The sequence below is a fragment of the Pseudoneobacillus rhizosphaerae genome (assembly GCF_917563885.1).
GTDB classification, from domain to species: Bacteria; Bacillota; Bacilli; order Bacillales; family Cytobacillaceae; genus Pseudoneobacillus; species Pseudoneobacillus rhizosphaerae.
In genome coordinates this window covers 73,078-97,385 of the sequence record NZ_CAKJTG010000011.1, presented here as the reverse complement: position 1 = coordinate 97,385, position 24,308 = coordinate 73,078, and the positions used below count along the sequence as shown (strand labels likewise).

The 24,308-nt window shown below is 35.7% G+C and carries 26 protein-coding genes; 7 read left to right on the top strand and 19 right to left on the bottom strand.

Annotated elements, in window-relative coordinates:
* Window positions 1-25 precede the first annotated feature (25 nt).
* Entirely contained in the window at window positions 26-220 is a 195-nt protein-coding gene (locus LRP83_RS11790; protein ID WP_230496889.1) for a YkzI domain-containing protein, read from the bottom strand.
* 196 nt (window positions 221-416) lie between these two features.
* Between LRP83_RS11790 and LRP83_RS11785 the strand changes: the two genes are divergently transcribed.
* Window positions 417-1,037: a YktB family protein gene (locus LRP83_RS11785; RefSeq protein ID WP_230496888.1), complete on the top strand. Its 621-nt coding sequence runs from the start codon at window positions 417-419 to the stop codon at window positions 1,035-1,037.
* Window positions 1,038-1,106: 69 nt separating this feature from the next.
* Here LRP83_RS11785 and LRP83_RS11780 read toward each other — a convergent pair whose 3' ends face one another.
* Entirely contained in the window at window positions 1,107-1,382 is a 276-nt protein-coding gene (locus LRP83_RS11780; RefSeq protein WP_230496887.1) for a UPF0223 family protein, read from the bottom strand.
* A 38-nt stretch (window positions 1,383-1,420) separates the two neighbouring features.
* The gene (locus LRP83_RS11775) at window positions 1,421-2,383 is read right to left on the bottom strand and encodes an NAD(P)H-dependent flavin oxidoreductase (RefSeq protein WP_230496886.1); all 963 of its coding nucleotides are present in this window, start codon (window positions 2,381-2,383) and stop codon (window positions 1,421-1,423) included.
* Between the two features lie 207 nt (window positions 2,384-2,590).
* Between LRP83_RS11775 and LRP83_RS11770 the strand changes: the two genes are divergently transcribed.
* Entirely contained in the window at window positions 2,591-4,060 is a 1,470-nt protein-coding gene (locus tag LRP83_RS11770) for an aminotransferase class I/II-fold pyridoxal phosphate-dependent enzyme (RefSeq protein WP_230496885.1), read from the top strand.
* A 55-nt stretch (window positions 4,061-4,115) separates the two neighbouring features.
* Here LRP83_RS11770 and LRP83_RS11765 read toward each other — a convergent pair whose 3' ends face one another.
* Together LRP83_RS11765 and LRP83_RS11760 are read right to left on the bottom strand one after the other, a co-directional pair.
* Window positions 4,116-4,238, bottom strand: coding sequence for a GapA-binding peptide SR1P (locus LRP83_RS11765; protein WP_230496884.1), 123 nt, complete (start codon window positions 4,236-4,238; stop codon window positions 4,116-4,118).
* A 222-nt stretch (window positions 4,239-4,460) separates the two neighbouring features.
* Window positions 4,461-4,760, bottom strand: a complete 300-nt coding sequence (locus tag LRP83_RS11760) for a DUF3055 domain-containing protein (RefSeq protein WP_230496883.1) — start codon at window positions 4,758-4,760, stop codon at window positions 4,461-4,463.
* Window positions 4,761-4,922: 162 nt separating this feature from the next.
* Between LRP83_RS11760 and LRP83_RS11755 the strand changes: the two genes are divergently transcribed.
* A complete protein-coding gene (locus LRP83_RS11755) occupies window positions 4,923-5,357 on the top strand; it encodes a DUF1885 family protein (protein ID WP_230496882.1) in 435 nt (144 codons plus the stop codon).
* 28 nt (window positions 5,358-5,385) lie between these two features.
* On the opposite strand, the gene LRP83_RS11750 is transcribed toward LRP83_RS11755, so the two are convergent.
* Entirely contained in the window at window positions 5,386-5,625 is a 240-nt protein-coding gene (locus tag LRP83_RS11750; protein WP_230496881.1) for a hypothetical protein, read from the bottom strand.
* A 176-nt stretch (window positions 5,626-5,801) separates the two neighbouring features.
* On the opposite strand from LRP83_RS11750, the gene LRP83_RS11745 reads away from it, so the two are divergent.
* Entirely contained in the window at window positions 5,802-6,176 is a 375-nt protein-coding gene (locus LRP83_RS11745; protein ID WP_230496880.1) for a small peptidoglycan-associated lipoprotein, read from the top strand.
* 44 nt (window positions 6,177-6,220) lie between these two features.
* On the opposite strand, the gene lpdA is transcribed toward LRP83_RS11745, so the two are convergent.
* The 5 genes from lpdA to LRP83_RS11720 form a co-directional block, all read right to left on the bottom strand.
* Window positions 6,221-7,630, bottom strand: coding sequence for a dihydrolipoyl dehydrogenase (lpdA, locus tag LRP83_RS11740; RefSeq protein ID WP_230496879.1), 1,410 nt, complete (start codon window positions 7,628-7,630; stop codon window positions 6,221-6,223).
* Window positions 7,631-7,635: 5 nt separating this feature from the next.
* On the bottom strand, window positions 7,636-8,979 hold the full coding sequence (locus tag LRP83_RS11735; protein ID WP_230496878.1) for a dihydrolipoamide acetyltransferase family protein: 1,344 nt from the start codon (window positions 8,977-8,979) through the stop codon (window positions 7,636-7,638).
* Between the two features lie 82 nt (window positions 8,980-9,061).
* Complete coding sequence (locus tag LRP83_RS11730) at window positions 9,062-10,039, bottom strand: alpha-ketoacid dehydrogenase subunit beta (protein WP_230496877.1); 978 nt, start codon at window positions 10,037-10,039, stop codon at window positions 9,062-9,064.
* 3 nt (window positions 10,040-10,042) lie between these two features.
* Complete coding sequence (gene pdhA, locus LRP83_RS11725; RefSeq protein WP_230496876.1) at window positions 10,043-11,158, bottom strand: pyruvate dehydrogenase (acetyl-transferring) E1 component subunit alpha; 1,116 nt, start codon at window positions 11,156-11,158, stop codon at window positions 10,043-10,045.
* Window positions 11,159-11,560: 402 nt separating this feature from the next.
* The gene (locus LRP83_RS11720) at window positions 11,561-12,229 is read right to left on the bottom strand and encodes a YkyA family protein (RefSeq protein WP_230496875.1); all 669 of its coding nucleotides are present in this window, start codon (window positions 12,227-12,229) and stop codon (window positions 11,561-11,563) included.
* A gap of 254 nt (window positions 12,230-12,483) precedes the next feature.
* On the opposite strand from LRP83_RS11720, the gene def reads away from it, so the two are divergent.
* The 3 genes from def (at window position 12,484) to rnjA (ending at window position 15,428) form a co-directional block, all read left to right on the top strand.
* Window positions 12,484-13,038 carry a peptide deformylase gene (gene def / locus LRP83_RS11715; protein WP_230496932.1) on the top strand — a complete coding sequence of 185 codons (555 nt, stop codon included), beginning with the start codon at window positions 12,484-12,486 and terminating at the stop codon, window positions 13,036-13,038.
* Between the two features lie 503 nt (window positions 13,039-13,541).
* Window positions 13,542-13,754, top strand: a complete 213-nt coding sequence (locus LRP83_RS11710) for a DNA-dependent RNA polymerase subunit epsilon (RefSeq protein ID WP_230496874.1) — start codon at window positions 13,542-13,544, stop codon at window positions 13,752-13,754.
* A 3-nt stretch (window positions 13,755-13,757) separates the two neighbouring features.
* On the top strand, window positions 13,758-15,428 hold the full coding sequence (gene rnjA, locus LRP83_RS11705; protein ID WP_230496873.1) for a ribonuclease J1: 1,671 nt from the start codon (window positions 13,758-13,760) through the stop codon (window positions 15,426-15,428).
* 72 nt (window positions 15,429-15,500) lie between these two features.
* Here rnjA and LRP83_RS11700 read toward each other — a convergent pair whose 3' ends face one another.
* The 8 genes from LRP83_RS11700 to dapD form a co-directional block, all read right to left on the bottom strand.
* Window positions 15,501-16,160 carry a potassium channel family protein gene (locus LRP83_RS11700; protein WP_230496872.1) on the bottom strand — a complete coding sequence of 220 codons (660 nt, stop codon included), beginning with the start codon at window positions 16,158-16,160 and terminating at the stop codon, window positions 15,501-15,503.
* A gap of 123 nt (window positions 16,161-16,283) precedes the next feature.
* A complete protein-coding gene (locus LRP83_RS11695; protein ID WP_230496871.1) occupies window positions 16,284-17,186 on the bottom strand; it encodes a DUF4349 domain-containing protein in 903 nt (300 codons plus the stop codon).
* Between the two features lie 127 nt (window positions 17,187-17,313).
* Window positions 17,314-19,134 carry an ABC transporter ATP-binding protein gene (locus tag LRP83_RS11690; protein WP_230496870.1) on the bottom strand — a complete coding sequence of 607 codons (1,821 nt, stop codon included), beginning with the start codon at window positions 19,132-19,134 and terminating at the stop codon, window positions 17,314-17,316.
* Window positions 19,135-19,151: 17 nt separating this feature from the next.
* Window positions 19,152-20,906 (bottom strand): ABC transporter ATP-binding protein, encoded by a 1,755-nt coding sequence (locus tag LRP83_RS11685; protein ID WP_230496869.1) that lies wholly within the window; start codon window positions 20,904-20,906, stop codon window positions 19,152-19,154.
* A 151-nt stretch (window positions 20,907-21,057) separates the two neighbouring features.
* Window positions 21,058-21,513: a redoxin domain-containing protein gene (locus LRP83_RS11680; protein WP_230496868.1), complete on the bottom strand. Its 456-nt coding sequence runs from the start codon at window positions 21,511-21,513 to the stop codon at window positions 21,058-21,060.
* Between the two features lie 72 nt (window positions 21,514-21,585).
* Entirely contained in the window at window positions 21,586-22,128 is a 543-nt protein-coding gene (locus tag LRP83_RS11675) for a peroxiredoxin (protein ID WP_230496867.1), read from the bottom strand.
* A gap of 262 nt (window positions 22,129-22,390) precedes the next feature.
* Entirely contained in the window at window positions 22,391-23,512 is a 1,122-nt protein-coding gene (locus LRP83_RS11670; protein ID WP_230496866.1) for an N-acetyldiaminopimelate deacetylase, read from the bottom strand.
* Window positions 23,513-23,571: 59 nt separating this feature from the next.
* A complete protein-coding gene (dapD, locus tag LRP83_RS11665) occupies window positions 23,572-24,282 on the bottom strand; it encodes a 2,3,4,5-tetrahydropyridine-2,6-dicarboxylate N-acetyltransferase (protein ID WP_230496865.1) in 711 nt (236 codons plus the stop codon).
* Between the last annotated feature and the right edge of the window lie 26 nt (window positions 24,283-24,308).

Sequence of the window (24,308 nt, the reverse complement as noted above, 5' to 3'; positions counted from 1 at the left end):
ATTCGTTCTCACGAAAACATACTATTTATAATGATTGTATACTAACTAATTCTTGGCGAATTTTCTCCAATTTGTTTTTACTTTTTATTTTTTGTTCTTCATTTTTTTCTAACATAGCATCATATAAAGTAGCTAATTCATAATCCATCTCTAGCCTTAAAACTGCAGTTCTTTCTTTTAATGCGGCCTTTTTTTTGCTTTGATTCATTAATTGCTTCATGGGTCAACACCCCTTTCGAATGTAATTTATTTTTCATCGTTAGTTAAATTTTCTGATTATTATTACTATTATCTTATGTGTAAATCTGTTAAGCGTAACAAAATTGGACATTTACCTATAAGGTTCTGTTCATAAATTTTGTTGCTATTTCGACAATATGTTAAAATAATTACCAAAGGTAACAGGGGGATATATTATGGAATTTAGTGGTTTTACAAAAGAAGATTTTGACGTTTTCACGATAGATGGTTTTGAAGAACGCATGGGAGCACTTAAGTCTACAATTAGGCCTAAGCTTGAGCTACTAGGAAATCATTTTGTTCCAACACTTACTACGATTACTGGGGATGAAATGTTTCCTCATGTAGCAAAGCATGCTAGAAGGTCTGTAAACCCACCAAAGGATACTTGGGTTGCTTTTTCTAGTAATCCAAGGGGTTATAAGATGTTGCCTCACTTTCAAATCGGCATGTGGGAATCACATCTTTTTATTTGGTACGCGGTTATTTATGAAGCTCCACAAAAAGCTGAAATCGCAAAAAGGTTTGAAAAAAAGATCAATTCGATTCAAAAGCAAATACCTTCTCAGTTTGTTTGGTCAGCTGATCATATGAAGCCTGAAGCAATTAAACAAAGTCAATTAGGAAAAAAAGGATTACTTGAATTGTTTCAAAAAGTACAAAATGTAAAAAAGGCAGAGCTTTTATGTGGTTTTCATATTAGTAAAGAGGAGGCAATTAAAATGGCACCTCAAGATTTAATTGAAACGATAGATCAAACATTAAGAACATTATTACCCCTATATAAAATTACTTAAACTTCATATTTCATGACTTTTATTGCAAAAGGAGCCCATTTAGGACTCCTTTTGTCGTTTATGTATGGGTTATTTACGCATCCTAATTCGATCTCCTGATGCGGCATCCTTTACTTTCTGGATAGTACGGTATGCAGAATAACCACTCATTTCCTCAAATTCTCCACATAATGTTTTTTCTTGCGCTTTGCTTGTCACAATTTCTTTAAACCTACGATAAACATTTAATAATACATCACGATCCATACCTTTTTCATAGGCATTTTCAATACATTCATAAAATTTTATTACATCGACGATTTCATCTGTTGACCATGTGTGGTCAATCGGATATTGGTATTCCATTTATTTGTTCTCTCCTTTTTCCTTTCATTGCTATTATATTAACATTTTGCCCAATTTTGTCTAATTTCGCTTGCTTCTGTCACCATTCTGCTGATTAATTCATCAACAGTTGGTACATCTTTAATCATCCCCATTATTTGCCCAGCCCAAGCAAAGCCTTCTTCGAAGTTTCCATCGTAAATAAACTTTTTATTAGCTTTACCACTAATATAATCCTTTAGCTGTTCATAATCGGCCTTCTCGGCTTCAAGCTGAAGTATTTTTTCAGTCCAAGAATTTAGGATAGCCCTTGCAGGGGCGCCAAGAGTTCGTTTAATCACGACTGTGTCATTTTCAGTACCCTCAATAAGCTTTTGTTTATAGCTTTCTGAAGCATGTATACATTCTTTCGTGGCGATAAATCTCGTCCCCATCTCAATTCCTTCCGCACCTAAGCTTAGAGCGGCCATTAATCCCCTGCCGTCCCCAATTCCACCAGAAGCAATAACAGGAATCTTGATTGCATCAACTACTTGAGGAATTAATACAAGGGTACCAATATCATTTTTACCAAGATGTCCGCCACCCTCTTGACCGACCACCATTACGGCATCTGCACCTAATTCTTCTGCCTTTTGTGCTTGACGTTTAGCCGCTACAAGAACCAGCTTTTTTGTATTTACCCCATTCAATTGTTTAAATAACGGCGCAGGATTTCCCCCTGTCATTGAAATAACTGGAACTTTTTCCTCTATCGCTATCTCTAAAAATTTTTCAAATGGTCTTCCATGTTGTCCTATGGCAAAATTCACACCAAAAGGCTTATTAGTCTTACTTTTCACCTTTTTTATTTCAGTTCTCAATAGTTCTGGATTTTCTAGTGACATTGCCGTAATTTGTCCTAAGCCACCAGCATTTGACACTGCTGCAGCTAAATCAGAATAGGCTAAATGAGCTAACCCTCCTTGAATGATAGGATAATCAATATTTAACATGCTTGTAATTTTTGTTTGCCAACGCATTTTTTATACCCCCTTATGTAATCATGTTAATTAGTTCAATTTTAATGGGTTATTTTCCTTTTTGAAACAAAAACTAAATTGAACCACTGGGCAAAGGAGTATTTTTTCTATGCAAAAAAAAAGATAAATGCTATAATTCATTTGTTTTATGACTTTTTGTACCAAGTAACTTATAAAGTAATTCTTTTAAAGAGGTGTGAGATAAAATTGTCCCAAAAAGAAACACCACTTTTCAGTGGTTTAGTTGAGCATGCAAAAAAGAACCCTGTACAATTTCATATACCTGGACATAAAAAAGGTGCAGGAATTGATACCGAATTTCGTAATTTTATTGGTGATAATGCCCTTTCCATTGACTTAATCAATATTGGTCCACTTGATGATCTTCATAGTCCTAAAGGAATGATTAAAAAAGCTCAAGATTTAGCGGCAGAAGCCTTTGGTGCCGATCATACTTATTTCTCTGTTCAAGGTACTAGCGGTGCTATTATTACGATGATCATGGCTGTTTGTGGGCCTGGTGATAAGATCATTGTTCCGCGAAATGTCCATAAATCCGTTATGTCGGCTATTGTGTTCTCAGGAGCTACTCCGATTTTTATTCATCCTGAAGTAGACCCTAATCTTGGGATCTCCCATGGAATAACGAATGATTCGGTAGAGAGAGCATTACAGCAGCACCCTGATGCAAAAGGTGTTCTAGTTATTAACCCTACTTACTTCGGGATTGTTGCAGACTTAAAGAAGATTGTTGAAATTGCCCACTCTTATCATGTGCCTGTTCTTGTCGATGAAGCACATGGTGTGCACATTCATTTCCATGAAGATTTACCGATTTCAGCAATGCAAGCAGGTGCTGATATGGCTGCCACTAGTGTCCATAAATTAGGGGGCTCTATGACACAAAGCTCAATACTAAATGTTCGTGAAGGTCTAGTTTCAGCAGGGCGCGTTCAAGCCATATTAAGTATGCTTACAACTACGTCCACTTCTTATCTTCTACTTGCTTCATTAGACGTTGCAAGAAAAAGACTTGCAACAGAAGGAAGAGAACTAATTGATAAAACGATTCAATTGTCACAATACATTAGAAATGAAATTAACCAAATTGAACATTTATATTGTGTTGGTGAAGAAATATTAGGTACAAAGGCAACCTTTGGCTATGACCCAACAAAACTAATTATATCGATTAAAGACCTTGGTTTAACTGGATACGATGTAGAAAAGTGGCTAAGGGAGAAATATAATATAGAAGTTGAAATGTCTGATTTATATAATATCTTGTGTATTATTACACCAGGAGACACTCAAAAAGAAGCAGACATTCTGATTACTGCATTGAAAGAACTTTCAAAGGAATTCCATTATCTTTCTGGTAAAGTAGCAGCTCAAGTATTACTACCTGATATTCCTAAATTAGCTTTAACACCTAGGGATGCTTTTTATTCTAAGACTGAAGTGGTCCCAGTGGAAGAAGCAGTCGGAAGAATTATCGCAGAATTTGTAATGGTTTATCCACCCGGTATTCCAATATTTATTCCAGGCGAGATTATCACGAAAGATAATTTGAGTTATATTCAAAAAAATATGGAAGTTGGTCTTCCAGTACAAGGTCCTGAGGATGATGAGATCAAATTCCTTAGAGTTATTAAAGAGCATAGGGCTATACAATAAGCAAAAAGAAACAGCATTCAGTTTAGAATGCTGTTTTTATGTTTAATATTTAATCTTATTCTTCAGCTATATGATCATGGGCGCAGCCATCATCACATTTTGAATAAAGGACTGTTACCTTTTCATCTTCAAAATGATCAATAGTAGAGTTACAAGCTTGACATACGATAGTACCCATAGTTCTCATTCCCCTTTTAAATTAGTAATGACATCATTTGAAAGCGCTTTAACATCCCTTAAGTAAATAATAATATAACACATTTAAAATATCAAGCCTATTTTGTATAACATATATGTATTTTTTTATGTAATAGTACTCCTAATTGGATGATTAATAAAAAGTAGTAGTTCCTTTTGAATAAACAAAAAGAACAGACCTAATTTCGGTCTGTTCCTTCATTTATTCATATTGAGTTTCAAAAGGAATAACCGGAATGGATTCTCTAAAAAAGTCTGCTAGGTCAGTGGCTTGTTCTTTGTTGGGAATTCGGAATACTTGTTGCAAATGATCAATGTCTTCAATATCATTTGAGTCGAGGAGGGTTGAACGGCCAGTTTGCATACAAACGACTAGGGGTTTACCGAAAAACATGTTCGTATAAATAACTCCAAAATCATACCGAGTACTCTCTGTAGTAAACCCTACGAAACGTACTGTCACCTTTTCATGCTCATCATATAGTTTGTCGAATATTTCCATAAGACTCCTCCTTTTATTTAATTGAATATTTAGAATATTATTATAATCTAAATTTCACTTCTTTTCAATACGATTTTACAAATTCTTCACAAGAAGAGTTGTCATTAGATTTTATTCAATGCTAGAATAATAAAGAACATGGTATTTTAGGGGGATATTGCGATGTCAAGTAATGCTTATATAAAATTTGTGCCAACAGCTGCAAAACAAGCCATTAGTACAGACGAATTGAAAGACCTTTTTTTCTATTATAAGGAAATTACTTCAAAAACAGGAGATCAAACTAGTTTTCCATACTCTGAAGTAGCTTTTCCTTATGAAATAAAAGAAGATCCTACTGGAAAAGGGAAATGGTTTTATCTGTACTCCACAAACGATCGTTATAAAGCTATCCTTATTGGAGTTGATGAGGAGACAATCGAGTTAGAGGACGGCTCAACCAAATCACAAACGTACATACAAGTAACACTACCTGAAATCTCTACTTTTGGAGACAAGGGTAAGGCAAATGAATTTTGTAAGTTTTTAGCAAAAAAATTCCAGGCCGAGCTTCATCTATTTAATGGTAGAATTATGTACTTCAATCCAAGAAAATAATTAAAATAAGAGACCACAATGTGGTCTCTTATTTTATGATATTTAAGGCAAAATGAACGGAAGCGTATAAAGACAAACTAAGTGTTGTGATGAAAATAGTCATTTTGGCTGATTTCATTATCATATTTCCAATTTGAATGGCTAAATAAAAGAATACAAAAAACATTAAAACATTAAAAATGAGTTGATCATGTTGTGAAAGCCATTCTAAAAGGGTATAACCGCTCCAAATGATTAATTGTAATAATACAACCACATATACTTTCATTCCATACCCTCGCTTATACTTGTCTTTTCAATTAATATATGACGGTACCCATGAAGATATTTTTCATTTATGTAACATTTAAGTGACAAGCCAATTTTCTTACAATTTCTATGCTAAGATATAGGTAAATTTGAGTAGTTTTTTCGACACTTAATTAAAAAAGCGAGGCATGCGAAATGAAGGCTTTGGCTGTGGTATCTATGTTATCCTTACTTTTTTTTACAGCCTCATGTAATAATCGTCACTCCATTGATTCATTATCTTTAAAGGATAATGTGAAACAAATTATTTTTTTCTCTGATGAAACAAATGTTCAGCAAGAAGCTGCCTACTATGATGCCATAATAGAGCTACGAAGAGACTTTCCTAACGAAGTAGAAAATATGATGGTGTTCTCTAAAGATGAGGGAAAAAAGTATATAGAATCTTTACAAATAGAAAATTCTCCTGCCATCATTGTTATTTATAACAATGAAATTGTTGCAAATATCAATGGGATTGCTTCCAAAGATCAAATTATGCAGCCTATATCAAAAGTCCTGTTAAAGTAAATAAAAGCTCGAGTGCAGTAACATAGCACCCGAGCTTTTATTTACTATTTAATGATATGAATTGGACTTCCCATAGCTACTTCTGCTGCTTCCATTGTTATCTCACCAAGTGTTGGGTGAGCATGTATGGTCATAGCTAAGTCCTCCGCAGTCATTCCAGCTTCAATCGCTAACCCTAGCTCAGCAATCATATCTGATGCACTTGGTCCGGCAATTTGTGCCCCAATAACTAATCCATCTTCTTTCCGTGTTACTAATTTTACGAAACCATCTGTTGTGTTTAACGCAAGGGCACGACCGTTTGCTGCAAACGGGAATTTTGCCGCTATAACTTCAATTCCTTCAGCTTTAGCCTGAGCCTCTGAATAACCAACAGAAGCTAGTTCTGGGTCAGAGAAGACAACAGCTGGAATTGCCAGGTAATCTATTTGTGCAGGATGACCTGCAATAACTTCTGCTGCAATTTTCCCTTCATAGGAAGCTTTATGTGCTAATGGTGGGCCTTCAACAACATCCCCGATAGCAAAAATATTACTTACACTTGTACGACATTGTTTATCAATCTTGATAATGCCACGTTCAGCCATTTCAATACCTACTTGTTCTAATCCTAGTTCATCGGTATTTGGCTTACGTCCAACCATAACGAAAACATAATCCGCTTCCACTGTTTTTACTTCGCCTTTTACTTCATAAGTAACAGTGACGCTATCTTCAGTTTCTTGAACGCTTTTCGCAAGAGCTTTTGTAATGATTTCAGCGCCCTTTTTCTTCAGATTACGTTTGACAAGTGCTGACATTTGTTTTTCAAAACCATTTAAAATTTCATCCGTACCTTCTAAAATTGTCACTTGAGTACCAAAGTTAGCATATGCTCCACTTAATTCAGTCCCGATATAACCGCCACCAATAACGACAATTTTCTTCGGAATTTCAGTTAAAGCTAATGCTCCTGTTGAGTCAAGAACTCTTTTCGTGTATTTAAAAGCAGGTAGTTCGATTGGACGAGAACCTGTTGCAATAATTGCATGTTTAAAAGTGTACGTTTGCGCGGAATTCTCATCCATCACACGTAATGTGTTTGCGTCAACAAAGTATGCTTCACCACGAACAATATCGACTTTATTTCCTTTTAACAGGCCTTCTACCCCACCCGTTAATTTTTTTACAACTCCCGCTTTCCATTCTTGAACCTTTGTGAAATCTACTTTCACGTTTTCAGCTGTTATACCAATGTCATCTGAGTGTTTAGCAACTTCATAACGATGTCCAGCCGCAATTAGAGCCTTGGAAGGAATACATCCAACATTTAGACAAACTCCACCAAGGGTTCCTTTTTCGACAATCGTTACCTTTTGCCCTAATTGTGCTGCACGAATAGCTGCTACATACCCACCAGGACCTGCACCAATGACAAGAGTATCTGTTTCAATAGGGAAATCTCCAACTACCATTTCAATTACGCCTCCATTAACAATAGTTCTGGATCGTTCAATAAACGTTTAATATGGTTAAGTGCATTCTGAGCAGTAGCACCATCAATCATTCTATGATCAAAGCTTAAAGATAAAGCTAAAACTGGAGCCGCAACAATTTCTCCATCACGAACTACTGGTTTCTCAGCAATACGCCCGATACCTAAGATTGCTACTTCAGGATGATTTATCACTGGTGTGAACCATTGTCCACCTGCAGATCCAATATTAGAGATCGTACAAGAAGCGCCTTTCATTTCATCTGGAGCTAACTTCCCATCACGAGCTTTTACAGCTAACTCATTGATTTCGTTTGAAATGTTGAATACTGATTTACGATCAGCATCCTTAACTACTGGTACTAATAACCCTTTTTCTGTATCAGCAGCAATTCCGATATTGTAATAATGCTTTTGAATGATTTCACCAGCAGCATCATCAAGTGATGTGTTTAGTGCTGGATATTCACGTAATGCACTAGTTAGTGCTTTTACAACATAAGGTAAGAAGGTAAGCTTAATACCTTTAGCAGAAGCAACTTCTTTAAATTTCTTACGGTGTGCAACAAGCTTCGTAACATCAATCTCATCCATTAAAGTAACATGTGGTGCAGTATGTTTGGAATTAACCATCGCTTTTGCAATTGCCTTACGAATTCCACTCATCTTTTCACGTGTTTCAGGATATTGACCTTGCGGAATAGCTGCAACAGCTTGCTTCTTCTCAGTAGGTGCTGCAGTTTCTGTTGCTGTTACATTTTCTTGGTTTACTGGTTGCATTTCTGCAACGACTTGTGCAGTACCACCGCCACTTAGGAAGTTATCAACATCTTCCTTCAAAATGCGACCGTTCTTCCCTGATCCTTGAACTCGGATTAAGTCAACACTCTTTTCACGAGCATATTTACGTACTGATGGCATTGCAATAACTCGACGGTTAGGATCTACTGCAGCTTGCGTTTCAGCAACCGCATTGTTCGTTGTGCTCTCATTATTAGCAGCCGCTGCAGAAACAGCAACTTGTTTAGTTTCTTCTTGTTTAGGCGCCTCATCTTCATGCTCATCGCCTTTGAATTTCATATGCTCATATCCAGGAGCATCGAAGGTAATTAGCGTTTGTCCAACAGTTGCCACCGTTCCTTCTGCAACAAGAACTTCTTCTACAGTTCCAGCTACAGGCGAAGGAATTTCCACTACCGCTTTATCATTTTGCACTTCACATAGTACATCGTCTTCTTGAACTTTATCGCCTTTTTTTACAAACCATTTGACGATTTCACCTTCATGGATACCTTCACCGATATCTGGTAATTTAAATTGGAATGACACGGTTTTTCATCCTCCTATTTTTCACTCATCTACAATGTGTAACCTACACGAAAAAGGGCAGGAATTGCCCCCTTCCCTTTAATTAAAATGTCAACACTTTCAACGCTGTTTCCATTACGTCTTTATAATTTGGTAACCAAACTGTTTCAGCTTGCGGGAATGCAAATACGGTATCAGGAGCTGCCACACGTAATACTGGTGCTTCTAAACTTAGTACTGCACGGTCATTAATTTCAGCCACTACATTCGCAGCGATACCTGCTTGCTTTTGAGCTTCTTGAACTACAATGGCACGACCTGTTTTCTCTACAGATGCAATAATTGTTTCAATATCAATCGGACTTACTGTACGTAAATCAATTACCTCTACGGAGTGTCCTTCTTTTTGAAGCTCATCAGCAGCTTTTAATGACTCATGGACCATTGCGCCATAAGTTACAATGGTTAAATCTGATCCTTCACGTTTAACTTCTGCTTTTCCTAATGGAATTGTATATTCTTCTTCTGGTACTTCTTGACGGAATGAACGGTATAATTTCATATGCTCCAAGAAAATGACTGGATCGTTGTCACGAATCGCAGAAATTAATAATCCTTTTGCATCATAAGGTGTTGAGGGAATAACAACTTTTAAACCTGGTTGTTGTGCCATCAAGCCTTCTAAGCTATCTGCATGCATTTCAGGTGTATGTACTCCACCACCAAATGGGGAACGAATCGTTACAGGTGAGTTGTAGCGTCCACCAGAACGATATCTCATACGTGCTAATTGTCCTGAAATAGAATCCATTACTTCATAAACAAATCCAAAAAACTGAATTTCAGGTACTGGGCGGTAGCCTTGTAATGTAAGACCTACCGCTAAACCACCAATTCCAGACTCTGCAAGAGGTGTATCAAATACACGCTCTTCGCCAAATTCCTTTTGAAGGCCTTCAGTAGCACGGAATACCCCGCCGTTCACCCCTACGTCTTCTCCGAAAATCAATACATTCGGATCATTTCGCAGTTCTGTACGTAACGCATCCGTGATTGCTTGAATCATTGTCATTTGCGCCATGGCTTACTTCGACTCCTTCTCTTTATAAATCTCATATTGTTCTTTTAAGTTATAAGGCATTTCCTCATACATTATTGAAATAAGGTCGGTTACCTTTTGTTTAGGTGCTTTGTCTGCTGTCGCAATCGCTTCTTTAATATCTTCTTTTGCTTTTTCAATCACTTCATTTTCCTTCTCTTCGTTCCATAATCCCTTTTTCTCTAAGAATTTACGGAATCGAACAAGTGGATCTTTCTTTTCCCGCTCATTATCTAAATCAGCTGTACGGTAACGAGTTGGGTCATCGCCAGCCATTGTATGAGGACCGTAGCGATACGTTAATGTTTCTATTAATGTTGGACCTTCACCATTAATTGCACGTTCACGTGCTTCACGTACTGCAGCGTAAACAGCTAATGGATCCATTCCATCTACTTGAATTCCTGGAATACCTGCAGCAACTGCTTTTTGAGCAATGGTTTTAGCAGCCGATTGCTTTTCAACAGGTGTAGAAATCGCAAAACGGTTATTTTGAACAATAAAGATGGCTGGAGCTTTATAAGCGCCTGCAAAGTTTAATCCTTCATAGAAATCACCTTGAGAGGATCCACCATCACCAGTGTAAGTAATCGCAACGGATTTTTGTCCACGTTTCTTCATTCCAAGCGCTACACCAGCTGCTTGAATGATTTGAGCACCAATAATAATTTGCGGAGCAATAACATTTACGCCTTCTGGAATATTTCCACCTTGGAAATGCCCTCTAGACCATAGGAATGCTTGAGATAGAGGTAAACCGTGCCAAATCATTTGTGGTACATCTCGGTAGCCTGGTAGAATGAAATCTTCTTTTTCAAGAGCATATTGAGAAGCCAATTGAGAAGCCTCTTGCCCTGCAGTAGGAGCATAAAATCCTAATCGACCTTGACGGTTTAATGAAATGGATCTTTGATCCAAAATACGTGTATAAACCATACGTCGCATTAATTCTTGTAGTTGCTCATCACTTAAATCTGGCATTGCTGCTTCATTAACGATTTCGCCCTCTTCATTCAAGATTTGAACTGTTTGGAATTGCTTCTCGACATTTTCGAATTGTGAAGCTGAATCGAATAATGCTTTTTTTACATTAGAAGCCATTAAAAGTCACCTCTTCCTTTCTTATAAAAAAATAAAATTAGTAAATACCTTTACATAGAATACCCAAAAAACCGTTTTATTAGAAAACAGATCAATAAAGCTATTACGCAGTTTTGAATAGTTTTCCACAGAAGATGATTATCAAACACAATCTAATGGATTTAAGTATATCATATTCTGTACTAATGATTTTTGAGATAAAAATAATACAATTACTTTCAACATTTTTTAGTTTACAACACCTAAATTAACTTCGTCAATTACTAAGTATTATAATTTAACATCATAGATAAGTTAATAATTAATTGCTTATCAAAATACTACTGTATTAATACAACAGACAAATCTGTATCATAAAAATACAAATAAAAAAGAACAGATTATCATCTGTTCTTTTGGTTATTATTTATTTTCAATTTTAAATCCAGCTTTTTGATAAAAAACTAATTTTAAATCGTTGTATTTTTCTGTGTTAACATTAAATTGTTTATTGATATCATATATTTTTTCATATATTTCATTAATTTGATTGATTTGGTTTTCAAGTTCATCCATACTCAGATCATTTCTCTTAAACAATTGATAAAGCTCTTTGTCAAATTGAATTGCTTGCAAATAGGCTAGATTCAAGTCCTCGTGAAGTCTATACCGTTTGATCATAACCTCATATAATTTTTTTGCCTCCTTCTTCAAGGATGGCTCTTCTAATTTCTCAATATAAGGCAATAGCTTTTCAAATTGAACTTCAGATTTTTCAATACTAGCAGTTTCAGAAGCCATTAACGTTTTTCTGTCTTCAACAAGTAATAAGGCTTCATCAGCCAATTTTACAATTTGTTCGTGTTCTTTCATTCCTAAGGAAATAATTTGATCATATAATAGCTTTTCTTTTTTTTCTGCCTGAACTAGCGGGCTTTGTTGATTTTCAAATGTGGTTTCTTCTAAAACAACCTTTTCCATAACCTCGTACATTTGTTCTGGTGTTGTTTTTTGATTTAAACAGCCACTTAGAGCTATTAAAGCCACTACTAAAAGTAATAAAAACAAAAAAGTTTTTTTCTTACAATACACCTTTTTACCCCCTTTTTGTAACAACTTATACGATATCAGTTGAATCTATATTTGACAATATAATACTGTCAACTCGGTACAAAATAAACGAACCTAACCAACCTAATTATATTTATATTTCTTATTTTTATTACCCTCTAATAAATGACATTAAACTGAAGAAAAAAGCACATGAAGGTTAACTTTTTCTGTATTGTTTGATAGACTAATGTCATACATTTTATATGAATAAGAAGTTTGGAGTGATTACAAACATGATAACAATGAACGATATCATTCGTGACGGACATCCAACCCTGCGTAGTGTTGCAAAAGAAGTTATTCTCCCCCCAACAGAAGAAGACAAGCAAATACTCTTGAGCCTTTTAGATTATGTTAAAAATAGTCAAAACCCTGAATTTTCTTTAGAGTATGGACTACGTCCTGGGATAGGATTAGCAGCACCACAAATTAATGTATTAAAACGGATGATTGCTGTTCATGTTAAAGACGAAAAGGATCAACTATATAGCTATGCTCTTATTAATCCTAAAATCATCAGTCATTCAGTCGAGAAATCATATTTAACTTCTGGTGAAGGCTGTCTTTCTGTGGATCAACCTTTCCCTGGGTATGTCCCACGTTATGCTAGAATATCGGTCAAGGGCTATGATGTCGACGGGAATGAAATAAAGCTAAGACTAAAAGGACTGCCTGCAATTGTATTCCAACATGAAATTGATCATCTAAACGGTGTCATGTTCTATGACCATATTGATAAAGCTGATAACTTTAAAATAATCGAAAATGCGATTCCGATAGAAAAATAAAGGTTGGCCCATCTTAAATGGGTCAACCTTTATTTACTTTTTTAATGAAAATTTGTATTGCTATCCCCCAAAAAATATGTCTTTTTTTTAACATTCCAGTTAATTCCAAAGATTCACATGAAAAATTATGCAATTTTATCATATAATAAAAGTAAAGAGAGAAGGTTAATTCAAAACTATTTTCAATTTATCTAGCCTCCCCTTCTTTACATTGGACAAGGATTGTTTAAAATAGGAAGTAAGGAGATGATCCACCATGTTAAAAAAGCTAAGAGAAAAGCTTTTAAAACAGTGGAAAGAATTATTACGTAAAAAAACAATTGCTTAGATTTGAGCCCTTCAAACTTGCGAAGGGCTCCTTCCTTATTGTAAATTTAATCAGTCCTACTAAATTTACCCTGCACCTATAAATGGAAAATAGACCTTAAAAAGAAAATACATGAAAAAACTGTTAGAATTATATATAATAGAAAAAGTTGAATTGGAATAAGGGGCGAAAAAAAATGATTTTTAAAGTATACTTTCAAGAAACCATTACAGAAGTGCCTGTTCGCGAAAAAACAAAAACAATTTATGTCGAAGCAGATTATGAAAGAGAAGTTCGTACAAAGCTAGCCGATCGGGGATATAATGTTGAACGTTTAGAACCCGTAACAGGAGCATATTTAAATTACGAAAAACAAAATGAAGATTTTAAAGTATTGGAGATAAGATAATTTATGAAATTTGTAAAAAATGACCAAACAGCTGTTTTTGCCTTAGGTGGTCTAGGAGAAATCGGTAAGAATACTTATGCAGTTCAATTTCAAGATGAAATCATATTGATTGATGCTGGTATTAAATTTCCAGAAGACGAGCTTTTAGGTATCGATTACGTTATTCCTGATTATACGTATTTAGTAAAGAACGAGGATAAAATTAAAGGTTTATTTGTTACCCATGGACATGAGGACCATATTGGTGGAATCCCTTACCTATTAAGAGAAATTAATATTCCGATTTATGGCGGTAAGCTTGCTCTTGGTTTTATCAGAAATAAACTTGAAGAACATGGCTTATTAAGAAATGCAAAGCTAATCGAAATCAAAGAAGAAGATATTATTAAATTCAGAAAAACTTCTGTTTCTTTCTTTAGAACTACTCACAGTATTCCAGATTCATATGGGATTGTTGTAAAAACGCCGAATGGTCAAATTGTTCATACAGGTGACTTTAAATTCGATTTCACCCCAGTTGGCGAGCCTGCAAACTTAACAAAGATGGCTGAAATCGGTAAAGAAGGTGTCTTATGTCTTCTTTCTGATAGTACAAATAGTGAAATTCCAAATTTCACGATGTCTGAGCGTCGCGTTGGGGAGAGTATTCAAGATATTTTTCGTAAAGTGGATGGACGAGTGATCTTTGCTACATTCGCTTCAAATATTCACCGTTTGCAACAGGTTGTAGAGGCTGCCGTTCAAAATGGACGTAAAGTAGCTGTATTCGGAAGAAGTATGGAAGCTGCAATAACTATTGGACAAGACCTTGGTTATATCGTTGCTCCTAAGGATACCTTTATTGAAGCAAATCAAATCAATCGTCTTCCGGCTAATCAAGTGACCATTCTTTGTACAGGAAGCCAAGGAGAGCCAATGGCTGCCCTTTCACGGATTGCTAATGGAACACATCGTCAAATTCAAATTATTCCTGGTGATACGGTAGTATTCTCATCTTCACCTATACCGGGCAATACGATTAGTGTAAGCCGTACCATTAATATGTTGTTTAAAGCAGGAGCAGAAGTCATTCATGGCCCTCTAAGTGATATCCATACATCAGGACACGGTGGACAAGAAGAACAGAAACTAATGCTACGATTAATCAAGCCAAAGTTTTTCATGCCTATTCACGGTGAATATCGTATGCAGAAAATGCATACAAAACTAGCGATTGATTGCGGAGTCCCTGAAGAAAACTGCTTTATTATGGATAACGGTGAAGTATTAGCTCTATCTGAGGATTTTGCCCAAGTAGCTGGTAAAATTCCATCTGGGGTAGTTTATATCGATGGTAGTGGTATTGGTGATATTGGTAACATCGTTCTTCGCGATAGACGCATACTCTCAGAAGAAGGGTTAGTCGTTGTTGTCGTTAGTGTCAATATGAAAGAATCAAAGATTGCTTCTGGTCCAGATATCATTTCACGTGGATTTGTCTATATGCGTGAATCTGGTGATTTAATTAATGAAGCTCAAAATTTACTATCGAAGCATTTAACTAAAGTAATAGCTGACCGTAAAACCACGCAATGGTCAGAAATCAAAAACGAAATCACTGATTCATTAGCACCATTCTTATACGAAAAAACAAAACGCCGCCCAATGATCCTACCGATTATTATGGAGGTTTAATACAAATAAACTCTACCTTTAATTAAAATAAAAAGGGATACTTGCTGTTAAGCGAAGTATCCCTTTTTTATTTTATTGAATAACCTTCTTCTCAAAGCGGTTAATATCTAAGTCTGCACCAATGACAATAAGTATATCACCTTTGCGGATGACTTCATTTGCCTGAGGTGACACTAGAATGTCATCCTGACGCTTAATGGCAACAATATTGATTCCATACTTCGCTCGAATATCTAAATCGATTAAAGAATGACCATCCAATTTACTACTAGCTACAATCTCTACGATACTATGTTCTTCAGAAAGTTCTAAATAATCCAGAACATTATTTGAAATAATATTGTGTGCAATTCGTTTCCCCATGTCTCGTTCAGGGTGTACAACATGATCTGCTCCAATTTTTAATAGTACCTTTTCATGGTAATCATTTTGTGCTTTAACGGTTATATTTTTCACGCCTAGTTCTTTTAAAATAAGCGTAGTTAAAATACTCGATTGAATATCATCACCTATTGCAACAATGACGTGATCAAAATTACGAATACCTAGACTTTTTAATACCGCTTCATCCGTTGTGTCCCCAACGACGGCATGTGAAACAATCATTGCAAATTGGTTTACACGTTCTTCATTGTTATCAATAGCCATGACTTCCATGCCTTGTTCAGATAAAGCTCGGCAAATACTCCCCCCGAAACGTCCTAAACCAATAACAGCAAATTCTTTTTTCACAACTATTCCTCCACCCACAAATTACAAAAATCATGCTCCTATTTTAGCATAAATCCTTCACTTATAGAAAATATACTTTAAAGAAAATAAACCCTCCATTTAGAGAGTTTATTCTTCGAACATTCACTCATTTTTGTCTTCCCGGTTAGATGATTCTCTAGGCTTCTGACGACTTGATTTTTTAATACTATAAAATATGATAACCATAAAAATAGCTAATAGAAGGAAAACCGGTAAATTCCCTATGAAAAAGACAAATATTGCAGAGAATGCCCCTAGAAGGAAGTTCGTACTTGTTACGAATTGTTTCTTCGTTTTTTCCCAAGTATTGAGATCATCTTTTTCAAGATTAGGAACGATTACATTCTTTTCATACAAGTCAATCGTGATCGTGGAAAGGGCAGATTGATTTTCTAGAAATTTCATTCTTCCCATAACTTGTTCAATTTCTTCTTGAACGACGCTTAAGTCACTAGAGATTTTTAATAAATCCTCAGTTTTTTGGGCATTTTTCATAAATTCTAATAATCTTTCCTCAACAACCCTCTTGGCACGCAGTCGTGATTCAAGGTCTACGTATTCCTCAGTAACATCCTGCCCGTTCACATTACGTTCTAGCACTTCCTCGGCTACCCCTTCTGCATCATTTAAAAAGCTTTGAAAGTGTTGCTGAGGAACTCTAAGTGTAATTGAACCACTTACTTGTTCGTTACTATCACGATAAGAAGTAGAACCAATCATAAACCCGTTATATTTTTTAGCTTTTGCTTCCATCTCTTTTTGGGCATTTTCAAAATTCTTTACACGCATTCGGAGATTGGCTTTATAGATGACCATTCGATCAACTGATTCATCAGAATCACTTTTTTCTTCAGATGCTACTGTTGAATCCTCACTTATAGCTATCGAGCCTGATTCATTCGATTGCGCCATATCCATACTAGATTTCTCCTCGGATTGAGAACTGCAAGCAGCTAATAGAAAAACTAACAAACTAATTAACAGATGCCCCCATCTCTTCTTCATTGACGTCACCTCACTACTTCTTTTTTTATTAGACGGGATTATTCTAAGCAAAGTTACATCTTAGACTTAACGTAAAAAGGCGTATGAAACAATATTTGCTTCATACACCATTTTTGATTTTTTTAAACTAACTAGCACTATTTACTTGGAATTGAGCTTTCACGAGGTGATGGTATTCGCCTTGTAATTCCATTAACTGTTGGTGATTACCTCTTTCAATGATATGTCCATGGTCTAGAACAAAAATACAATCAGATTCTCTTATCGTTGAAAGGCGATGGGCAATAATTATTGCTGTTCGTCCCGATAAAAGAGTTTTTAATGCATTTTGTATCTTTAATTCCGTTTCCGTATCAATACTAGCTGTAGCCTCGTCTAAAATTAATATTTTGGGATTAGCTAATAAAGAACGAGCAAAAGATAATAGTTGTCGTTCCCCAACAGATAAAACATTTCCTCGCTCTTCTACTTCTGTTAGATAACCATTAGAAAGCTTCTCGATAAAGAAGTTCGCTCCGACTGCTTCCGCAGCGCTCATTACCTCTTCATCCTTTGCATCTGGTCTACCAAATCGGATGTTATCCATGATTGTTCCTGAGAAGATAAACGTATCTTGTAATACGACACTAATTTGATGACGAAGGCTTTTAAGGGAGATATCTTTAATATCCATACCATCTATCTTTACAACCCCACTACTCGCATCATAGAATCGGCTAACAAGATTCGCAATCGTTGTTTTTCCTGAACCTGTATGTCCAACTAGAGCAACGGTTTGCCCTGCATGAATTTCAAGATCGATGCCATTTAACGCTGTTCGATTTTCATCATATGAAAAAACTACCTTTTCAAATTGGATACGTCCTTGCAAATCTTTAATTTCGATGGCATTCTCTTTTTCAGCTACTAAAGGTTTTTCATCTAAAAATTCAAAAATCCGCTCTGAGGAAGCCATCCCCATAAGTAACTGATTATACACTTGACCAAGGCGTGAAATCGGTTCCCAGAACATCCCTAAATAAAAGGCGAAAGAAACAAATACTCCGATTGTTAATGGACCAGTTTGAATTAAACTTGTCCCATACCATATAAGGACAGCAGTACCAAGTGCATTTGTCATTTCAACCATCGGTCTAAACATCGCATTCTTCTGGGAGGCTACTCTCCAACTTTCATAAGTTTCCCAGTTCACTCCATCGAAAAAGGCCATATTCTCCTTTTCTTGAGTGAAGGATTGAGTCACTCGAATCCCTTGAATACTTTCATTTAAATGCGAATTCATTTTTGCTTGCTTTAATCGAACAAGCTGCCAGGAACGTCGAATATTCCTTCTCAAGCTTGTAGAAATGAAGAACATAATTGGTAAAATCAAAAGTACAGCAATCGTTAGAGACGGGCTTAATGTAAATAGGATAATAATAATCCCAAATAATAACACTAGGTCCATTAATAGATTAATCGCACCATTTGTAAATAATTCTTGTAATGAATTAATATCATTCATAATTCTTACCAAGATGGATCCAGCAGAGCGCTGGTCAAAGAATCGATGCGATAAATTTTGAACATGCGTAAATAAATGCTTTCGCAAATCATAAATGACACTCTGACCAAGGTCGTTCATCCATTTTATTCGAAAAATGTTGGCGACATAGGATAATACATAGAGGCTACCAATAATGGTAACCAAAATGGTCAACAAGCTCATATCCTTTTCAACAATCGCTTTATCTATCGTATATTTACCGATTAAGATCGGAATCGCTAACCTTACAAGAGTTGTAATGATAACCATTGCAATAGAAAGTGGTAATAAGTTTTTACGATATGGCTTCATATAACTGAATAATCGAAGCATTTGATGCCAGTTAAAAGGCTTATCAATCACTGAGTCTGTCGAGTAATGGAACCTTTTCAATACATTTTCGTTCACTTTTTTCTTATTCATCGTTGCACCTCCTTCATTCAACCCGCTTGTGTTGGCATATTAACTAATTGATCTTTATATTGAATTTCATATATTCTTTGATATAAACCCTGATTGTTTACTAGAGTACTATGAACTCCTCGTTCAACAATACGCCCTTCCTCTAAAACCAATATCTCGTCTGCATGTTTTAATGAAGAAATTCTGTGAGCAATAATAAAGGTTGTTCTATTTTTCATAACCTCAACTAGTGCCTTTTGAATTTTGAATTCTGTTTCCATATCAACAGCACTTGTTGCATCATCTAAAACTAAAATGCTAGGATCCACACAGATGGCTCTCGCAATCGCAATCCGCTGTTTTTGACCTCCAGATAAACCCATTCCACGTTCACCAAGAATCGTATCGTAACCGTCTGGTAGCTCCATAATAAAGTCATGCGCTTGAGCCCTTCTAGCTGCATCAATAATTTGTTCCATCGATGCATCCGGGTTACCATAAGAAATATTCGCTTTTATGGATGAGGAGAATAAAAAGGATTCTTGAAGCACATACCCAATATTTCTTCGTAATGATTGCAAACTGTATTCATTAACCTTTAGACCATCGATAAACACTTCACCAGCTACAGGCTCATAAAAACGAGTCATCAATTGTGTCATACTTGTTTTACCTGAGCCTGTCGATCCAATAAGACCGATTACTTTTCCTTGATGAGCCTTAAAGGAAATATCATATAGGGCATCCTTAGCTTCAGCATCGTAACGTAATGTTACATTTTGGAATTCAACTTCTCCACGAAGTTTTACAATTTCAATCGACTGATCCACCTCAACGATTTCTTGTTCTTCTTCAAGCACTTCTAATAGTCTTTCACCAGAGGCTTTTGCCTGTGAAAACATATTGATAACGAACCCTAGATTCACAATTGGCCAAATGATGTACCAGACAAGACTATAAAAGGCAACCAATTCTCCAGGCTGTAACTTGCCCTCAATAACTAAATAGCCACCATATGATAACAAAAAGACGACACTCAAGTTTCCTAAAAACTCCATTAAAGGAAAAAATTTAGCCCAAATTTTGGAAGTTGCTAAATAATTTTCTTTATAATCGCCATTAGAATCATTAAACTTTCCAATTTCAAATTCTTCACGGGATAAAGATTTTACTGTATTGATTCCACTTATGTTCTCCTGTACTTTTGTGTTTAACTTCCCAAAGGACTTACGTATTCCACGAAAGGCAGGATGGACTGCACGATCAAATTTATACACAACAATCGCTAAAAATGGTAAAGTCACCATTGTTACTAGAGTTAGTGAAATGGAATAATAGAACATAACCGCAAAACTAATTCCGATTAAAAGTACTAGTCTAATAAGTTCAGAGATTCCGAACGATAAGAAAAAACGAAAACCTTCTACATCTGCTGTTAAACGGGACATTAAATCTCCAGTTTTGGCATTATCATAATAGCGGAACGGTAAAAACTGTAGCTTCTCGTATAATGAATTTCGAAGTTTATATACAGTTTTGATTCCAAATAAATCTCCATAATATTGATTTATGTATGTTGCTACTCCTTTAAAAGCCATTAAAACAATAAAACCAATGGCAAGGTATGGAATCCAATTATAGTTTTCTCCTAACATCACTTCATCGATGGTTAATTGTAAAATGACAGGATACACAGTTGTAATCGCTGTTACTAGCAATAAAAACACAATGGACCAAATAAAATATTTTACATATGGCCAATAATATGGCCTTAATTTTTTAAACGTTTCCATGAAGGCCCTCCTCTTTGTTTGATTTTTTTAAATTTTATAAATAAAGAACATAACTATTAATATATCGGGTTTCGAAGTATTTTTCCAGTATTTTATTTAAAAATTTTAAAAAATAAAAAACCGACAAGCATTTTTGTCGGTTTTAAAGGATTTATTCAGCTTTTTCTAGTTCCTCAAGAACACGGTTAACTCGTTTTTCAAGCATCTTCATACCGCTTCCGCCTGCTTGGAAATGTCGGAGATTACCCTCTTTATCAAATACATAGTACGCAGGAACATATTGATTTTCAAAGGCTTCCGTCAATTTGTGCTCGCTATCAACAAAAATTGGTTGACTAATCCCGTGTTCAGCTGCACTTTTCTTAATTTCTTCAATATTTAAATCTTCTTCCGATCTTGGCATATGTACTGCCACTACATTAAGTTTATCTTTGTATTGGTCACGGAATTGATTCACTTGAGGCATTGCTTCCTTACACAGGTAACAACTGACTGACCAAAAGTGGATAAGTGTAGGTCTCTCTCCCACTAATTGTTCTTTAGACACTTCACTATTTAGCCATTCAGTAGCACCAGTTAACTCAGGCATCGGTTGACGTAATTTCAAAATAATCCCTCCTCATTAATAGTCCTTATAAAAAGACCTAACCAAAAAAGTTAGGTCTAGGCTAGTTAAGAATTATAGAGTAGCTTGTCCAGGTTTCCAGTTAGCTGGGCATAACCCACCAGTTTGTAATGCCTGAAGTACACGTAATGTTTCATCTACATCACGGCCAATGTTGTTATGGTTAACAACAGAATACATTAATTCACCTTCTGGACTAATAATAAATAAGCCACGAAGAGCGATTCCTTCTTCTTCAATTAAAACGCCATATTCTCTAGAAATAGTATGATTCGTATCAGCTGCTAAAGAATAATTTAAATTACCTAGCCCATTGTTTTTACGATCAGTATTGATCCATGCTAAGTGTGTATGAATAGTATCAGTAGAAACCCCAATTACATCAGCATCTAAATCTTCAAACTCATCATAACGGTCAGATAGCGCAGTAATTTCAGTTGGGCACACGAAAGTGAAATCCATTGGATAAAAGAAAAGGACCGTCCACTTACCATTTTTAATATTTTCTTCTAGGCTTACTTTTCCGAACTCCTTGTTTGCAAGTACAGCATCCATTTCAAAGCGTGGAGCTTGTTTTCCAACCATACGTTCTGGCATGTAAATCCCTCCAATTTTAATTTTAAAATGAGTTTTATGTAATCCCATTTCTTCGACATTTTTTATTATAGCGGATATATACTTTTTAGTCAATATTAAATGATAATAATTTTAATTTAAGAACATCTATTATTAACAAAAGTTGTCCAATCCCCTTACATGGTTTTCCCTATTTCATAAAGAAATAAACCAATAATCCATATTTCTACAACTTTAGTTTAGCACTTAGTTTAAAAATAATAAAATAATTTGCACTTATTTGTTATTTCTTATCTTTAAATACTAGGTAGCTAGTAATAAACTGAATTGCTTGTTCAATCGCATTCTCATTAGGGTTAAGCTTCGAATGATGTAGTCCGTAATCGGAAGACACTCCTAACCAAAACATAAAGCCAGGAATCTCCTTAAGCATATACCCAAAATCTTCACCAGTCATCGCTTCCTTACATTCATAAAGAGACATTTCACTACTTTTTTCGATATAATTCATAAACTCTCTTGTCAAAGTTTCTTGATTGTAAACCTGGTGATACATACAACCAAAATCAATGTTGGCTTCACATTCAAAGCCTACTTCAATTCCCTTTACAATCGCCTCTACACGTTTTTTCACGTTTACCATTGACTCTGCAGAAAGGGTTCTAATCGTCCCTTCTAGGCGTGCTCGTTCAGCGATAATATTTTGAACGGTACCACTAGTTATTTTCCCAATAGTAATAACGGCACTATCAAGTGGATCGACATTTCTAGCGATAACCGTTTGCAATTGAGAAACGAGGGCACAGGCGGCAACAATCATGTCATTTGTTTTATGCGGATAAGCCGCATGTCCACCTTTACCTTTAAGATCAATAAAAAGTTCGGATGTATTTGCAAACAACAATCCTTCCTTGATGGCAATTGTACCAACAGGATATTCAGGGGCAATATGAAGCGCAATAATCATATCAGGCTTCCATTCTTGCATTACCTCAGATTTAAGCATGGGCTCTGCTCCGCCAGGACCTTCTTCCGCTGGTTGAAAAATAAACAATAAGTCATCATTGATAGGATTGTTTACGATAAAGGTTAAAACCCCTAAGGCAATGCTCATATGAAAATCATGTCCACATGCATGCATCCTACCTTCATGTGTAGAACAGAAGGGCAAATCTGTTTCTTCCGTAATCGGTAAGCCATCTATGTCTGCACGATAACCAATTGTTTTGGTCGGATTAAGTCCATGAACTTTTACAAATAAACCAGTTTCCCATTTTTTAATTGTCATTCTTCCTTCGGGTAATGTAGAAAGATAATTGAACAAATATGCTTGAGTTTTGAATTCTTGAAACCCTAATTCAGGAATTTGATGTAGCTCTCTCCGAATCGAAACAAATGGATTCATTTATGATTTCTCCTCCTTAAAGAAAAGCGTGGATTGCTCCACGCTTTACTTCAACATTTCTATAATTGTCGTAATTCTTGTTTAATTTCAGTTTTTGATTTAGTTTTTTCATCGATTTGCTTGATGACACGTGCAGGAGTACCAGCAACAACTGTATTAGGTGGTACATCATCAATGACAACGGCTCCTGCTGCAACAACAGCGCCTTTTCCTACTGTAACACCTTCTAAAACAACCGCATTAGCCCCAATAACTACATCATCCTCAACAACTACTGGTTTAGCAGAAGGTGGCTCAATTACGCCAGCAAGCACAGTTCCTGCTCCGATATGACAATTTTTTCCTACAGTTGCACGTCCACCTAAAACAACATTCATATCAATCATCGTACCTTCTCCGATAACAGCTCCAATATTAATGGATGCCCCCATCATAATGACAGCATTATCGCCAATTTCTACTTGATCACGAATAATGACGCCTGGCTCAATACGTGCTTTAATATTTTTTGTGTCTAGCAATGGTATCGCTGAATTACGGCGGTCGTTCTCAACGACATAATCTTCAATTTGGCTTTTGTTTGCTTCAAGAGCTACACTGATTTCAGACCATTCACCAAAAACAACTCCAGTATTTCCTGTAATAAACGTTTTAGAACTAGATCCAAAATCAATTCCTTCAAGATTACCTTTTATGTATACTTTAACAGGTGTAGCCTTTTTACTGTTTTGAATGAAAGAAATTATCTCGTTAGCATCCATCATTTTCATCGCTAATTCCCCCTATTTAGTTTAAT